This is a genomic window from Pedobacter gandavensis (assembly GCF_032677645.1).
Lineage (GTDB): Bacteria > Bacteroidota > Bacteroidia > Sphingobacteriales > Sphingobacteriaceae > Pedobacter > Pedobacter gandavensis_A.
On record NZ_JAVTSB010000013.1, the window covers coordinates 39,390 to 53,849 of the forward strand.

The 14,460-nt window shown below is 42.2% G+C and carries 10 protein-coding genes; 2 read left to right on the forward strand and 8 right to left on the reverse strand.

The window, feature by feature from the left end:
- Nucleotides 1-39: 39 nt before the first annotated feature.
- The 7 genes from R2Q66_RS20470 to R2Q66_RS20500 form a co-directional block, all read right to left on the reverse strand.
- On the reverse strand, nt 40-4,587 hold the full coding sequence (locus R2Q66_RS20470) for an efflux RND transporter permease subunit (protein WP_316752647.1): 4,548 nt from the start codon (nt 4,585-4,587) through the stop codon (nt 40-42).
- A gap of 23 nt (nt 4,588-4,610) precedes the next feature.
- Nucleotides 4,611-5,738, reverse strand: a complete 1,128-nt coding sequence (locus R2Q66_RS20475; RefSeq protein ID WP_316752650.1) for an efflux RND transporter periplasmic adaptor subunit — start codon at nt 5,736-5,738, stop codon at nt 4,611-4,613.
- A gap of 244 nt (nt 5,739-5,982) precedes the next feature.
- Nucleotides 5,983-6,345, reverse strand: a complete 363-nt coding sequence (locus tag R2Q66_RS20480; RefSeq protein ID WP_316752653.1) for a hypothetical protein — start codon at nt 6,343-6,345, stop codon at nt 5,983-5,985.
- 195 nt (nt 6,346-6,540) lie between these two features.
- Nucleotides 6,541-8,478 (reverse strand): DsbA family protein, encoded by a 1,938-nt coding sequence (locus R2Q66_RS20485; RefSeq protein WP_316752654.1) that lies wholly within the window; start codon nt 8,476-8,478, stop codon nt 6,541-6,543.
- Nucleotides 8,475-9,644, reverse strand: a complete 1,170-nt coding sequence (locus R2Q66_RS20490; RefSeq protein WP_316752656.1) for a pyridoxal phosphate-dependent aminotransferase — start codon at nt 9,642-9,644, stop codon at nt 8,475-8,477. Before R2Q66_RS20490 ends, R2Q66_RS20485 begins: the two co-directional genes overlap by 4 nt.
- A gap of 51 nt (nt 9,645-9,695) precedes the next feature.
- Nucleotides 9,696-10,097, reverse strand: coding sequence for a response regulator (locus R2Q66_RS20495; RefSeq protein WP_316752659.1), 402 nt, complete (start codon nt 10,095-10,097; stop codon nt 9,696-9,698).
- Entirely contained in the window at nt 10,094-12,070 is a 1,977-nt protein-coding gene (locus R2Q66_RS20500; protein WP_316752662.1) for a PAS domain S-box protein, read from the reverse strand. The genes R2Q66_RS20495 and R2Q66_RS20500 overlap by 4 nt, the downstream gene beginning before the upstream one ends.
- 415 nt (nt 12,071-12,485) lie before the next feature.
- Here R2Q66_RS20500 and R2Q66_RS20505 point away from each other — a divergent pair, with 415 nt between their 5' ends.
- Both R2Q66_RS20505 and R2Q66_RS20510 read left to right on the forward strand, forming a co-directional pair.
- Nucleotides 12,486-13,007 (forward strand): STM3941 family protein, encoded by a 522-nt coding sequence (locus R2Q66_RS20505; protein WP_316752665.1) that lies wholly within the window; start codon nt 12,486-12,488, stop codon nt 13,005-13,007.
- A 4-nt stretch (nt 13,008-13,011) separates the two neighbouring features.
- Complete coding sequence (locus R2Q66_RS20510) at nt 13,012-13,284, forward strand: hypothetical protein (protein WP_316752667.1); 273 nt, start codon at nt 13,012-13,014, stop codon at nt 13,282-13,284.
- An 87-nt stretch (nt 13,285-13,371) separates the two neighbouring features.
- Here R2Q66_RS20510 and R2Q66_RS20515 read toward each other — a convergent pair whose 3' ends face one another.
- Nucleotides 13,372-14,451 (reverse strand): aminotransferase class V-fold PLP-dependent enzyme, encoded by a 1,080-nt coding sequence (locus tag R2Q66_RS20515; RefSeq protein ID WP_316752669.1) that lies wholly within the window; start codon nt 14,449-14,451, stop codon nt 13,372-13,374.
- Nucleotides 14,452-14,460 lie beyond the last annotated feature (9 nt).

Below are 14,460 nucleotides of genomic sequence, written 5' to 3' on the forward strand. Positions count from 1 at the left end.
GTTCGTATCAAAGATACGAACCTGTGTAATAAACAATACTTATTTCCAACCGCCACCTAAGGCTTTGTAAATAGAAATCTGGTTCAGCACCTGCTGTTTCTTAGCCTGAACTTCATTAAGTTCCGCTTCTAAAACATTTCTTTGGGTGGTAATGATATCCAGATAAGTTACTCTTCCTGCTAAAAACAACGCATTAGCTGCTTTCACAGAAGCATTCAAGGCTTTCACTTCTTCAGAAATGTAACCTCGCTTTGCCTTTATGAAAGCCTGAGATTTAACCGCATCCTGCACCTCATTGTAAGCCTTCAGAACGATCTTCTCATAATTTTGGAATGCTATCCCGTAACTTGCTTTATAACGCTCATATTCTGCGCGTATGCGGTGCTGATTGAAAATAGGAGCCGTTAAGCCACCCATCAATCCATAAGCTATTGACGATTGCGGTTGCAACAACTTACTCAGGTCAAAAGACTGTAAGCCGATATGTGGCGCTAACACAATTGCAGGTAAGAATGCGGCACTTGCGGCCTTCGTTTCTTTCTGCGAAGCGATCAATTCCAGTCCGGCTTGTCTGATATCTGCTCTCAAAGCAATCATCTGTAAAGGAGTGCCTGAGGCTAAAGTACTACTAGAAGTGAATTCTTCTAATCCATTCTCCTTTAATGTGATCACAGATTCAAATCTACCCGTCAGGAAGTTCAGGTGGTTTTGCATTAAGCTAACCTGTTGCAATACTTCCTGCTCTTTAGCTTTGGAATTGGCAAGTACCGCTTTGAACTGCTGCACCCCTAACTCGGTAGCCACACCCGCTTCTTTTTGTACCTGAATCAACTTCAAGCCATTCTGTTGAAGCTGGATATTTCTGCTTAAAATCTTAAGCTCCTCATCTAAAGTCAGCAGTTCAAAATAGGCAGCAGCTACATTACTGATCAGTTCCGTCTGCACCAGTTTTTGCCCCTCATAAGAAGCCATGAACTTGTTCAATGCAGCCTGCTTTTGGTTTTTCAGCTTGCCCCATAAATCCAGTTCCCAGGAAGTCCTGATCCCCACAAAATAGTCGGGGATTGGATTAGGAACCTGTTCACCAGGTTTCAGATTGGGAGAGAAGTTGGTGTCATAATTACCAATTCCATCGGGAGTATAAAACCCGTATCTCCTTAATCCTCCTTCAATTGCAAGGTCTATGTTAGGTAAGGATGCACCTTTTCGCATCCTTAAGTTTGTCTTTGCAATCTCAACATGATGCAACGTTTGCTTCATATCGGTATTGTTTGCAAGAGCCGTTTCAATCAAGGCAATCAGTTGTTCATCTTTAAAGAATTCCTTCCAGGTAGTATGGGCTACAGTAGTAGTGTCCGTACTTTTCTGGAAGCTTTCCGGCAGTGTGCGGTGTTCGTAAACAGGAGCATCTTTCTTCATCGAGCAGCTGCTGATTAACATCACAGAGGTAATCGCTACAATCACCTTAGCACTGGCGGCTACTTTTTTCTTCATCAAAGAAGAGAACAACACATACAGACCTGGAATCACGATCACGCCCACAATCGTACCGATGATCATCCCGCCAACAGCGGCCGTTCCGATAGAACGATTTCCAAGGGCACCGGCACCGCTAGCCATCATTAAAGGAACCAATCCTGCTGCAAAAGCAAAAGAGGTCATCAAAATCGGACGCAAACGGGCCACAGAGCCCTCAATTGCAGCATCTAAGAAACTCATACCTTGTTCTTGTTTAATAATGGCATACTCCACGATCAGAATCGCATTTTTCCCGAGTAAGCCGATGAGCATAACCAATGCAACCTGTGCATAAATATTGTTTTCCAGACCAAACATCCATAAGAAAAGGAAGGCCCCAAAAATACCAGCCGGTAAAGACAGCAATACTGGCAATGGTAACAGGAAGCTTTCATATTGCGCGGCAAGGATCAGGTAAACAAATAATAAACACAGCGCAAAGATGTATAAAGCCTGATTTCCGGAAAGAATCTGTTCCCGTGTCATACCCGACCATTCGATTTCATAACCTGCCGGAAGTTTCTTAGCCACAGCTTCTACTGCATCAATTGCCTGTCCACTACTGAAACCCGCAGTCGCATCCCCATTCAGCATGGCCGAAGAGAACATATTGTAACGGGTAATCTGCTCCGGACCATAAACGCGTTCCATATTGATAAACGTTGAGAAGGGCATCATTTCTCCCTGATCATTCTTGATGAAAAGGTTCAACACATCTTCCGGTTTCTCGCGGTAATTAGGGCCAGCCTGTACCATTACCTTGTACATTTGTCCGTAGCGGATAAAGTTGGTCGCATAATAACTACCCATCAAAGTCTGCAAAGTGTTCATTGCATTCTCCACGCTGATGCCTTTTTTTGCCGCCAGATCATGATCTACTTTGATCAGGTATTGCGGAAAACTCACGTCGAAAGTGGTAAACACATTGCCGATTTCCGGAGTCGCCTTTAAATCCTCAACAAACTTCTTCATCACTTCAGAAGTTCGGTTCAGATCATCGGCACCTGTTTTATCTAAGAGGCGCAATTCGAAACCTGAAGAGTTACCAAAACCAGGCACGGTAGGCGGAGGGAAGAACTCAATATTTGCGTCCATGATGTGCGAAGTCGCCTTTTTCAGGTTTTCGATCATGTCCGTTACAGATTCTTCTCTGTCCTTCCAGGCCACAAGATTGATCATACCCATACCATAAGAAGCACCGGAAACCTCGTTTACTAAACTGTATCCAGCAAGGGTAGAAACGGTTTCAACCGCCTGCATTTTACGGCTGATGGCATCAATTTCATTCAATACACTTTCCGTCCGGTCTACGGTAGCTCCCGGAGGGGTGGTTACATTCACATAAATCATCCCCTGATCTTCTGTCGGGATAAATCCGGAAGGCAAAATACTGCTCATGCCCCAGGTGGCGATAAAGAAACCGATCAATAACACGAAAGTCAGAATTCTTCTTCCGGCGATTCTGGTCAGTAAACCCTTATAACCGCCAGCCATTCTGTTGTAAGCCCTGTTAAAGCCCCCAAAGAATCTGGACATCCAACCTTTTGCCGCAGGTTTATCATGCGGAGAACGAAGAATGATGGCACATAAGGCCGGGGTTAAAGTCAAGGCATTGATTCCGGAAATGATAATCGCCGAAGCCAGTGTTAAAGAGAACTGTCTGTAGAAAATACCCACCGGGCCAGAAAGGAAGGCTACCGGAATAAATACTGCCGACATCACCAAGGTAATCGCGACAACCGGCTTGCCAACTTCTTTCATCGCAGCGATGGTGGCTTCCATCGGTTGCAAGTGCTCTTCTTCCATTTTGGAGTAGACTGCCTCCACCACAACGATGGCATTATCTACCACAATACCTATGGCCAGCACGAGTGCAAACAAGGTGAGTAAGTTGATGGAGAAGCCCAGCATCTGCATAAAAAATAGGGCCCCAATCAGACAAACCGGAACGGCTAATGCCGGAATTAAAGTAGAACGGAAGTCTTGTAAGAAGATAAATACCACAATAAATACCAGAATAAATGCTTCAAGTAGTGTAATCAATACGCTTGATATCGAGGCGTCAAGGAACCTGGATACATCATAGCCCATCGTGTATTTCATTCCCGGAGGGAAAGAGCTACCTTGTAAAGCGGCCATACGGTTTTTTACATTTTTGATGACTTCTTGTGCATTAGAACCTGGTAGCTGTTTTAGCATGATAGAGGCAGAAGGCCTGCCATCAGTTTTAGACACCATCTCATAATCTAAGGAACCAAACTCCACATCTGCAACGTCTTTAATCCGGATAATAGAACCATCTGCATTGGCACGGATCGGAATATTTTTATACTCTTCAGCATCTGAAAACTTACCCGGATAGCGCAATACATATTGCTGCATATTGATCGATTTGTCGGAACCGATACCCGTTTGCCCCGGTGCAGCCTCCACATTTTGCCTTCTTAGCGCAGCAATGACATCGTCAGAAGAGATGTTATACGCAGCCAGACGGTCTGGTTTTAGCCATACCCGCATGGCATAATCCCTTAAACCCATGATCTGTGCAAACCCAACCCCCTCAATACGTTTCAGTTCTTTTAGAATATTGATGTCGGTAAAGTTGTAGATAAAGCGCTCATCTGCGGTCTTATCGTCACTATAAATGTTCAGATACATCAGCATACTGTTCACCTCTTTTTCGGTGGTTACCCCGGCTTTGATCACCTCTTCAGGCAATTCATCCAGCACGGTAGTTACCCTGTTCTGCACGTTTACCGCCGCAATGTCAGGATCGGTACCTACTTTAAAGAAGACCTGGATCAGGGTAGTTCCGTTATTGGTGGATACAGAACTCATGTAAGTCATGCCTGCCACACCGTTAATGGCCCTTTCCAAAGGAATGGCTACGGCATTGGTACTCACTTCGGCATTTGCACCGGTATAATTTGCCGTCACCACAACGGATGGCGGCACGATGTCCGGGAATTGGGTAACCGGCAAGGTAAATAGCGCCAGTAAGCCCAACAGGGTGATAAATAAGGAAATAACCAGTGATAATACCGGTCGTTTTATAAATTGTTCAAACATGATAAATGATTTATACGCAGGATTTAGTTTTTGGCGATAGGGTTAGTTTTGGCCTCCATAGGCTTAACGGTCAGACCGTCGCGCAGACTTTGCGTGCCTTCAAAAACGATTTTATCAGCTTTCTTTAGTCCGGAGTTCACCATATAATAGTGCCCGATACGTTGTCCGGCATTAAAAGGAGTCATTTTGATGGTGTTATTTTGATTTAACACATACACATAAGTCCGGTCCTGAATCTCAAATACAGATTTCTGGTGCACCGCTAAAATCTCCCCGGTTTCTACAGGAACGCTGATTTTACCGGAAGCGCCATGTTTTAGCAAGCCTTCGGCATTAGGAAAATTCGCTTTTAGAGACAAGGAACCTGTCTGACTCGCGAATTCACTTTCCGCAAACCGGGCGGTTCCTTCAAATGGATAAACCATCCCGTTGGCCAGCGTTAGCTTAACCTGCTTCTTGAAGTTGTTTTTAGAATACGCGGAGTCGCTGGCAATGTTCAGGTATTCCTTTTCCGAGATTGAAAAATACACGTTTACTGCGCTTAAATCAGATACCGTGGTTAGGAGGGAACCTTCGGCCAGTAAGCTACCTGCTTTTAAAGGCATCCGGTCTATCCGACCTGTAAATGGCGATTTGATCAGCGTATGTGAAAGTCTTGATTTTGCATAACGTAGCACAGATCTGGCTTCGGCAACACGGGATCCTGCCGCTTTCTGCTTTGCCGCTCCTAAATCAAGTTCTGTTTTGGAAACGATATTGCTTTCCACCAACATCTTAGTTCTTTCCTGTTCTAAATCTACTGTTTTCGCATCGGCGATGGCATTATTCAATACGGCTTCCGCCTTACTCAGGTCGGCTTTGTACTCTTCATCGTTGATTTTAAAGAGGACTTGTCCGGCTTTAACCGCTGAACCTTCTTCTACATAGATTTTCTCTAAGAATCCTGATAATCTGGACCTTACTTCTACGTTTTTCACTGCCTGGATATCAGCAATGTATTCTTTAAAAATAACAGTGTCTAATACGCTGACTGTAGCGATAGGCACTGTTCTAGCCTGGTCTGTAGTTTGCTCTTTACTTTGAGAAGAGGTACAGCCGGCAATGGTAACGGCAGCTAAAATCGGGAAACAAGCTAAATACTTAACTTTCATAGTCATAATGAATTTTAGAGACGCGTCAATGCGTCCCGTGATATGGATGGTTTAAAAAGGGAAATGCGCGTAAAGTGGTGTTTTAAGGCTGTTAAGCGCTAAAAAACTTGCCGGAATGGGCAATAAAGTATAGCTAAACTGTTGGAATCAGACCAAAGCAGAAACAGGCCCGGACATGACGTCGGACAAGCGCTACAAGAATCTGGTTTTCAGCTTTAGAAATACTAAAAGATAAAAGGGATGCCTAGAATGGCTTTAACCTAAAAAGGTGGGTGTAATAGCTTGGTAAACAAGTGCTTTTCGTTTTGTAAAACGGATGCACGGTCGGGATTACTTTTCCAATCTGCTTAAAGATAAAGACAGAGAAAAGGATCAGCATGGCCGGCAGGATGTAAATTGCCGACTGGAAAAGGCGGTAGTTTTCATTTGGAATCTCTATGCCATCTTCATAATTGTGCATAGGAATATCCAGGATGTCATCAAGTACAATTTCAAGTAAAGAATCGCCGGCAAAGGAATATTGCTTAACAGAAGCATCACCCGCTTCATAAGCGATAATGTTCAGGTACGCAAACAGCGATAAAAAATGAAAAAACTTGATAAACATATGGGGTCAAATATAGAATATTAGCCCCTCGGTTTCTGAGGAGAAAATAGTCTTTACAATCTGATGATAAACCTGCATTCAAGCCTCCAGATACAAAAAAAACGGCTCCGCTATAAAGGGAGCCGCTAAATATTTATAATATCCCGGTGTTAACCAGGAACTGAAAAAGAGAACACGATGTCGATGAACAAGGTGTTACACCAGTTCGAAATAATTGCTTTTCCAAAGGACACCGTTCTTACTTTCCATTTTTTTCAGGAATCCCTGATCAAAAAGTGCTTCCAGTTTAACCGCTGCGTCTTCCATAGAAATATCACTCAGGTAAGCGAACTCCTTATCCGCCATAGTCGGGAAATGACCAAACAGGTTTTTAGGATCCGTATCTATCTCCGCTTTTTTTGCATGAGGGAGACGTTCTAAAATAATGTTTACAAAATGATCATAAGTCTGGTGCCCTTTTAACGTCACATGTTCATTTGATGGGTCAGAAAAGATCAAGGTAGGAAAACTCGTTACGCCATGTGTTTTACCGGTGTTCAGGTCTTCTTTAAACAATTCTTTAGCCCTACCTTCATAATCTCTTAAAAGTCTTGCAGAATCCAGGCCTACTTCTAAAGCTGCTTTCTCCAGAAACTCCCATTTGATAATGTTTTTCTTTTCCACAAAAACCATCTCATTGATGCGTCTTAAGAAAAGGGGAGCAAGGTCATTGTCCTGCATTTGCGCTGCTTTGAACGCAATTGAAGGTGGGTAAGAAGAATTCATCGGATCTTCAATCCATAAATCACCATCGATAGGCATTTCATGAATGGCACAAACCTCATCCCAATGTTTCGCCACCTCAGTAGGGCCGTTCACTTTCCCCTTAGGATATTCTCCCCAGGAAGGAAGCATCCCGCCCATACAGTACTTGATGTTCAGGTAGCTGCCATATTCCAGCTTAAGTTTCCGGAGTAAAGGCTGTATGGTCCAGCAGGTTGAACAAATCGGGTCAGTAAAGTATAACACCTCAATTTGCATACTCGCATTTACCTCGTCCAGTTCTTCCTTGTTGGCGATCAATGGAACAGAAATATCATCATCATTTTGATCCGTCGGATTTAGGAAGGCATGTTTTAGTTCTCTGCCCAACAGGATATGTTTTTCTATTTGTGGTGCCCTTGTGGCATAATATTCCGCAAAAGCAATTTCATGATCTTTATGTTTTAACAGTTCATCTACCAGCGTTCTGGCATCCACAATCGCATTGGTGGTACCGGCACTGGTAAAAGGGAGCGAAAGATGTGCTGCATCACCAATTAAAACCACATTTTGGTGGTGAAAAGTAGGCAACAGGTCAAAATCACGCGTATTCCAGATATAACTGCTGGTAAAATCATTGGTGGATAACAATTCTGTAACCTCAGCCGGAAAATCTTTCAGCAGTTCAGTACAAAAGGTTTTAATTCCCTCCGGACTATCATTCTCTACTTTATTGGCATTCGCATCAAACTGTACAAACCAGACAAATTCATTTTTATCTGTAGGAATCATACCAAAAGCTAAACCTTTGGTATTGTCCTGGAACTTGGTGAAATTTTCACCATGTGTTTTCCCCAGGTTCTCATTGTAAGAAACACCTACAACTTCTTTTACAGCCACAGGGGTAAAGCTAACATCCCCCATAATCTGTTGTCTTACTTTGGAGTTTCCGCCATCCGCGCCTACAAATATGTCGCCATATTCCAGTTCGCCATTCGTAAAAGCAGCAGCAACAACTTTCTCATTTTCGTAAATGAAATGGGAGAATTCCCGGCCTTCTACTACAAGATCCCGGGGGATGGAACGCTTTAGAAAGCGGATCAGATCGCCCCGTTTAATACACTTCCAGGAATCAAGGTGCAAATGCTTAATTTCCTTACCGGAAGGTCTTTTTAAGATAAAATCATCCACTGTTTTCCCCGGTACCGGGGTATATTCATCCGGACTAAGTTCCTTCAATTTATTAAGCCCATCGCTATGCATTAAAAAAGCATGGCCACGTTCTGGCATGTTGACCAGTCTTTCGTTGATTACAGTCTCTATATTTTGTTTTCGCAAAAATATACCAAGGGTGAGTCCGGCGATGCCTCCTCCAATTATGACAACTTTCATAGTGATTTTATGGTGTTCTTGATACGGGAGAGCGCATCGGTAAGTATTTCTTCTGAGGTTGCAAAGCTGAGGCGGATATAGCCTTCAGCACCTTCGCCAAACCATTGTTTTAAACCGGGTACTACGGCAACTTTAGCCTCATTAAAGAGTAAATCGCGAACCTCAGTACTTGTTTTATGCGTTCCGGTGATGTCAGCAAAAGCGACATAACAGCCTTCCGGAGCAATGCAATGAAAGCCATCTATGCTATTGAGTTCGCTAACCACTAAGTCGCGCATGCGGTGTAGGTGTAATTTAAAAGCATCCAGATAATACGCAGACTCGTCTAATGCGGCTACCGCTGCTACCTGCGACAATACATTGGCGCCATTAATGGTAGATCCATGTAATGAAGCTTCAAATAATTTGGAATAATGCGCTTCATTAGAAGCCATCACCGTACCGATTCTTAAACCGGCCAGTCCATAAGATTTACTGAATCCCGTAATCGTAACCGTTCTGTCGCGGATTTCCTCATCAAGGGAAGCGATACTCGTGAAAACATGAGGCGCATAAATGATATCACTCCAAATCTCATCCGACAAGATAATCAGGTCATGTTTACAGGCAATCTCGCCAAAACGAAGCAGCTCTGCTTTACTGAAAACTTTCCCTGTAGGATTCAAAGGATTACAGATACAAATCATCTTCGTGTGCTTGCTGATCAGCTTTTCCAGTCCATCAAAATCTACAGGAACATCGCCCGCAGGGATAGAAAAAGGAATAGCAGTAGCACCTACAGCCTCTATGGAGTACCTAAATAAAAAGTCTACCGGATCAAAGATAATTGCTTCATCTTGTCCTGTTAAAAATGCTTTACAGGTTAACCAGATGCCAAAAGCAGCACTGTCTACCGGAAAAAGTAGCGCCGGGTCTGCCGGGATATTTCGTTTTTCCTGAAAGAAACCTGCCATACTTTTTTTAAACTGTGTGGAGCCTTCCGGCGGACCGTATGACATATAGCGGTCTTTGGTGAAACGGATAATTGCTTCTGAGATTTCCGGGGCACAAGGGAAATCCGGATCGGCTGCGGTTAAAGGAATGACACCGTTTGGTACGGTTGCCCACCTTAAATTGTAAGCCCTTTTTTTTAGAACATCAAGGTTAACTGTAGTAGAGGAGAACATGTTATGGTGATTAATTGAATGCGTGGGGGGTGGTTCGTTCAATAAATGGAATTAAGATAGATCATCCATAATCTGGATAAATCTGTCTTTGTTCAATGGCTTAATGATAAAATCTGAGACCACACTGTAATTTCTTGATCTTTCAATATCATGAGGAGAAATAGAAGACGATACAATGTATAAAATGATCTGTTTTTTTATCCTTGGCTCAACAACGGTATATTCTTCTAAAAACTCCCAGCCATCCATAATGGGCATGCTGAGGTCCAGAAATATCACATCGGGTAATACTTCTTCATTGTTTCGGTTGGCTTTCAGGAAATTTAGTGCTTGCAGGCCGTCATTAAACTCATCGATTTGAGTCGATATATTCGCTTGCTTTATCATTCTTTTGGTTAGAAAGACAAAGGTGCTATCATCATCTATGAGTGCTATTTTTTTTAACGAATTCATGCTTTTTGATTTGTAAATTCAATAAAAAAGGTAGAGCCAACATCAATCTTACTTTCTACCCATATTTTGCCTTTCATGGCTTCCACCTGGGTTTTAGTCATGTACAGGCCAAATCCTTTGGAATTGGGGTGGTGGTGGAAAACCTTTCCAATTTTGAAACAGTTGTCTTTATGCTTATCCATATCGATACCAAGTCCGTTGTCTGTAAATGACAACAATACTTTTCCATCCATCTTCTCACTTTTCAATTGAATCACAAGCTTTCTTTTCGGACTTTGATATTTCAGACAATTACTGAAAAGATTATGAAAAATGCTGTATAAGTATTTTGCCGGAAAATAAACCGATGGCGCATCCTCAAAATCTGTCTCTATAATGGCCTCGGATTTATTAATCTCCGACTGTAAGCCTTCAAAAGTTCTGCGGATGCAGTCTGTTAGCAGGATGTTTTCCGATTTAATCTCCAGGTCCTGCTTAATCTGAATGGATTCTACCAGTTCATTAAATGTGGTATGGAGGTTTTCAATAACTGGTTTCAGTTTTGAAATTAGTGTTTTCTGTTCCTCAGGATTGTTAGTGTCTTCAATAAACTCTACGAGCATAGACATATTCACCAGTGGAGCCCGTAGGTTATGAGATACAATATTGCAAAAATCAATCAGCTGGGTATTTTGTGACGACAATTGCTGTACCAGTGCCGCCTGCTTTTCTTCCATAATTTTCCGGTCCGTAATGTCAATACCGAATCCGATCACCATAGTAACGGCTCCAGTTTCATCGTGTACCGGGTACATGCGGCGTAAATGGGTGATGGTATTGCCATCAGGCCCCTTTAAGCTGTCTTCCCAACGGACTTGTTTGCCGCTATCTTTGGCTTCCAGAAACTGTGCCCTTCGTAAATCTGCGGAAACCGTATCCCTGTTGCGGTAAGCGGCGTACTCGTAATCGTCTTTACCAATGATAAAATCCCGGTATTCCTTTATACTGATCGCCCCCGGATTTACAAACAGGTATTTATGGTTCGCGTCAAAAACCGCAATATCTGTAGGTAGCTTATTTAATATGTTTTCATAAAATTTTTGTTGTTTATCCAGCTCCTGAGAAATTTGATGCTGATTCGTAATGTCACTCACAAAACAGATGTAAAAATGCTTGCCCTGGATGGTTGCCGGAGAAATGCTCAGTGCAATATCAAAACGGCTAAGGTCTTTTCTAATGGCCGAAATCTCGACCGTAGTATTCGGATGGAGCTGAACAGTATCGTATTTAAAGTTTTCCAGTAGTTCCAGATAACGTTCCTGTTCCTGGCCTGGAAGGGCTACTTCATGGAAATAATGCCCTATAACCTCTGTTCTTTGCCAACCAAAGATGTTTTCAGCCTTTGGATTCCAATGGGTAATCAGGCCATTATCGTCCACTACAATGACTGCATCTATCGCATTGTGGAAAATCGTGTCGATTTCCTGAGCAGGGGTAACCGTATTATCGACTACTTTTTTAAGCTCCAGGTTGTCCAGTTTTGCACTGATGATGTCAAAAGCCTGTTGTGCAAGAAGCTCCAGCCCATTGAGCTGTTTGCTACTGAGTTCAGTAACACTTGTATCCATCACACACAGATAAGCCAAAGGAGAATTGTCGGTGTTTAAAATGGGGATACCAGCATAAAATCTGATACCGGATTTTAGTAAGGGATGGTTAGAAAAACGTTCGTCCCCCCTGATATCGGGGATCACTAATGGCGACTGACCAGGAAGTGGTAGTATCCAGGACTCCTGATCATCAGCAATTGTAGTACTGGTTTTGAGTAAAGTACCATTTTCAGCTTCCGTTGCAACAAAAGCTATTGGCATTCCACATAGCAGTTCTGCCAATGATACAATGACACTAAAGATCGTTTGGTTTTCCGCATCAAACAGGTCCTGTAGATGAATAGAACTTACTTTTTCAATCCCCGGGTAGGAGCCTAATCTCATATTTTGTCTTAAAATTAGAATGGCATAAAGATTAAAGTTATAAATTATTAATCGAAATCTTTCGCTAGACTTCTAATACTGTAATGTTAATTAAAATTATTGATTTGACCCTAATTAGTGCTGCTTTTTTGAAGGTATTTTTTTTTAGGATTTGTTCACTCAATAGGAGCTAGATTTCTTTAGAAGAATTTTGCGGATCAGGTGCAGCAAATATAACGTTACAAAATCTCCGTTCAGTATTCAGGTCGGCTTTCAGAAAGCAGCTAAATAACTCAAAATCGAATGTTTCAGGCTTCCAGAAAGTTACCTGCTAAATCCAAAAGACCAGTCGTAATGGCTTGGTTTTTGAAATCCTGTTGCCAATTTAAACCCTTAATCTTCTTCTCCTAAAATAGAGGATTAATTAAAACTTAATATGGAATTTTATAGAAATCAAAAGAAATCAAACCAACTTGTTTTTATTTACATAGGCCTGATCGTCATGTTAGCGGCTATTCTATTGTATAGCACCGGGATTATTGCGGATGCCTACTTACCTAAAGCTGCAGTGATCTCCGGAATAGGTCTGGTAGTTCTGATCTTTTGTTTAATTAAATCTTTAATTGCTGCAAAAGATACTTCGCCAATGATCGCGCTTCAACCTGATGGCATTACTTCAAGAGTAACACCAGTTAGTAAAGCTGCCGGATTAATCAGCTGGAAGGATATCGAAGACTTTAGCCTTACCGAAATGGGAGCAGATGTGTTGGTTACGCTTCACTTGAGCAATGTAGACCATTACAAGGGAATCATCAGTAAAAAACTATCTAAAATGGCGGTTAGTGGTGGACTAGATCAAAACGGTCATTATATGGTATACTTAACCGCTTCTCATATTGACTGCAACGCAGAAGAATTACTGGCAAAAATCAACGCTTATAACCCAAAAAATAAATAAACCTATGCTAATATACAGAGGATGGGGCTTTCTTGCCCTTTTGATCCCGGTAATCACCATGTTGACCGGAATTTATTTTTTCGGAGTAAAAGGAAATATAAGTTATGAGCTATTCCTATATAGTATTCTGGCTGCTGCACCGGTTACGTTCTTGCTGGGAATCTGGCTCAACAAGAAAAGCATACATGACCTGTATTTCATTCGTCTACAATATTGGGGACTGATCTGGGGAGTAGTTGCAATCGGATTATTTGCCTTTAAATACTTAATGCCTTAGTCTTTTAAAGCGAACACCGTTTGTAGGGAAACCCAAAGGTCTTTTGCCCGCAAAAACCGGATTTCCTGAATAAGGAATCCGGTTTTGTTATTTTTTCTGATCTAATACGGTCAACAGTTTTTCTAAATCTTCTACCGTATTGTAAAAATGGAAAGACAGCCTCAATCCATCGCCACGGGGGGTAACCATGATATTGGCGGCTTGTAACCGCTGTGTAAGCTCCGCGCTGGTTGGTATATTGAAAATCGTGGAATGCGCTTTACGTCTAACCACTGCAGGACAAAGTAAGTCACGGGACGTTAACGCTTTTTTTGCCATTTCTCCAATGGATTGCAGTCTGTTGGATATGAAATCCATGCCTATAGATTCAAAGTATAAAACGGACTGCTTTAGCATCCCAAAACTTAAGGTATCCAAATGTCCGGGTTCAAAGCAGAGCGACAGTAAACTTCTGTCTTTTAAAAAGGGTTCTATAGGCAGCGGGTAATTCCCTCTTTGTTGATATAAATGGGCCGTAACCTGATCTTTCAATAAAACAAATCCATTACCATAACCGGAAAGCATCCATTTGTAGCCACTGCTGATGAGTATATCTAAGCCCGATGCTTCGAAATTAAAAGCACAGGTACCACAAAACTGAGTGCCATCGCCAACGATCAGCAAATCCGGATAGTTTTCTTTTAGTTTCTTGATAAAGCTAAGGTCTATCCTGATGCCACTGGCATATTGAACCAGGCTCAAGGCCAACACTGAAGGTTTAAAAGTTTCTATTTTGGCCAGTATATTTTGCTCTAAATGTTCGTCTGCCAGGGCATAATCACAACTAAAACCCCGGCTTTCTACCGGGTAATTTACCGACGGATAATCGCTGGTAATCAGCAGAAATTTATGATCAGTTGATAATCCATCTAAAAAGATGTTAAACCCAACAGATAAATTCTGTACCAGAAAGGTGTTTTCCGCTTTGCTATGAAAGAATCTGGCCACATGTTCCCGCACATCCTGTAAAAACGCCCGCTGTTGTAAGCGGAAATCACTTCCGTGTAAGTAAAAATCTTCATCGTGAGATTTCCTCCATTCGAGGAAGGAGGAAGATAATAGACCTGAACTTGCGGTATTCAGGTAAGTGCAATTCGCTAGTATGGGGAACTCTGCAATAAAACTCATATCGCTAAT

What these genes read in the sequence shown, in the direction of transcription:
- R2Q66_RS20470 (WP_316752647.1), bottom strand. Translation starts at nt 4,587, where the DNA reads ATGTTTGAACAATTTATAAAACGACCGGTATTATCACTGGTTATTTCC.
- R2Q66_RS20475 (WP_316752650.1), bottom strand. Translation starts at nt 5,738, where the DNA reads ATGAAAGTTAAGTATTTAGCTTGTTTCCCGATTTTAGCTGCCGTTACC.
- R2Q66_RS20480 (WP_316752653.1), bottom strand. Translation starts at nt 6,345, where the DNA reads ATGTTTATCAAGTTTTTTCATTTTTTATCGCTGTTTGCGTACCTGAAC.
- R2Q66_RS20485 (WP_316752654.1), bottom strand. Translation starts at nt 8,478, where the DNA reads ATGAAAGTTGTCATAATTGGAGGAGGCATCGCCGGACTCACCCTTGGT.
- R2Q66_RS20490 (WP_316752656.1), bottom strand. Translation starts at nt 9,644, where the DNA reads ATGTTCTCCTCTACTACAGTTAACCTTGATGTTCTAAAAAAAAGGGCT.
- R2Q66_RS20495 (WP_316752659.1), bottom strand. Translation starts at nt 10,097, where the DNA reads ATGAATTCGTTAAAAAAAATAGCACTCATAGATGATGATAGCACCTTT.
- R2Q66_RS20500 (WP_316752662.1), bottom strand. Translation starts at nt 12,070, where the DNA reads ATGAGATTAGGCTCCTACCCGGGGATTGAAAAAGTAAGTTCTATTCAT.
- R2Q66_RS20505 (WP_316752665.1), top strand. Translation starts at nt 12,486, where the DNA reads ATGGAATTTTATAGAAATCAAAAGAAATCAAACCAACTTGTTTTTATT.
- R2Q66_RS20510 (WP_316752667.1), top strand. Translation starts at nt 13,012, where the DNA reads ATGCTAATATACAGAGGATGGGGCTTTCTTGCCCTTTTGATCCCGGTA.
- R2Q66_RS20515 (WP_316752669.1), bottom strand. Translation starts at nt 14,451, where the DNA reads ATGAGTTTTATTGCAGAGTTCCCCATACTAGCGAATTGCACTTACCTG.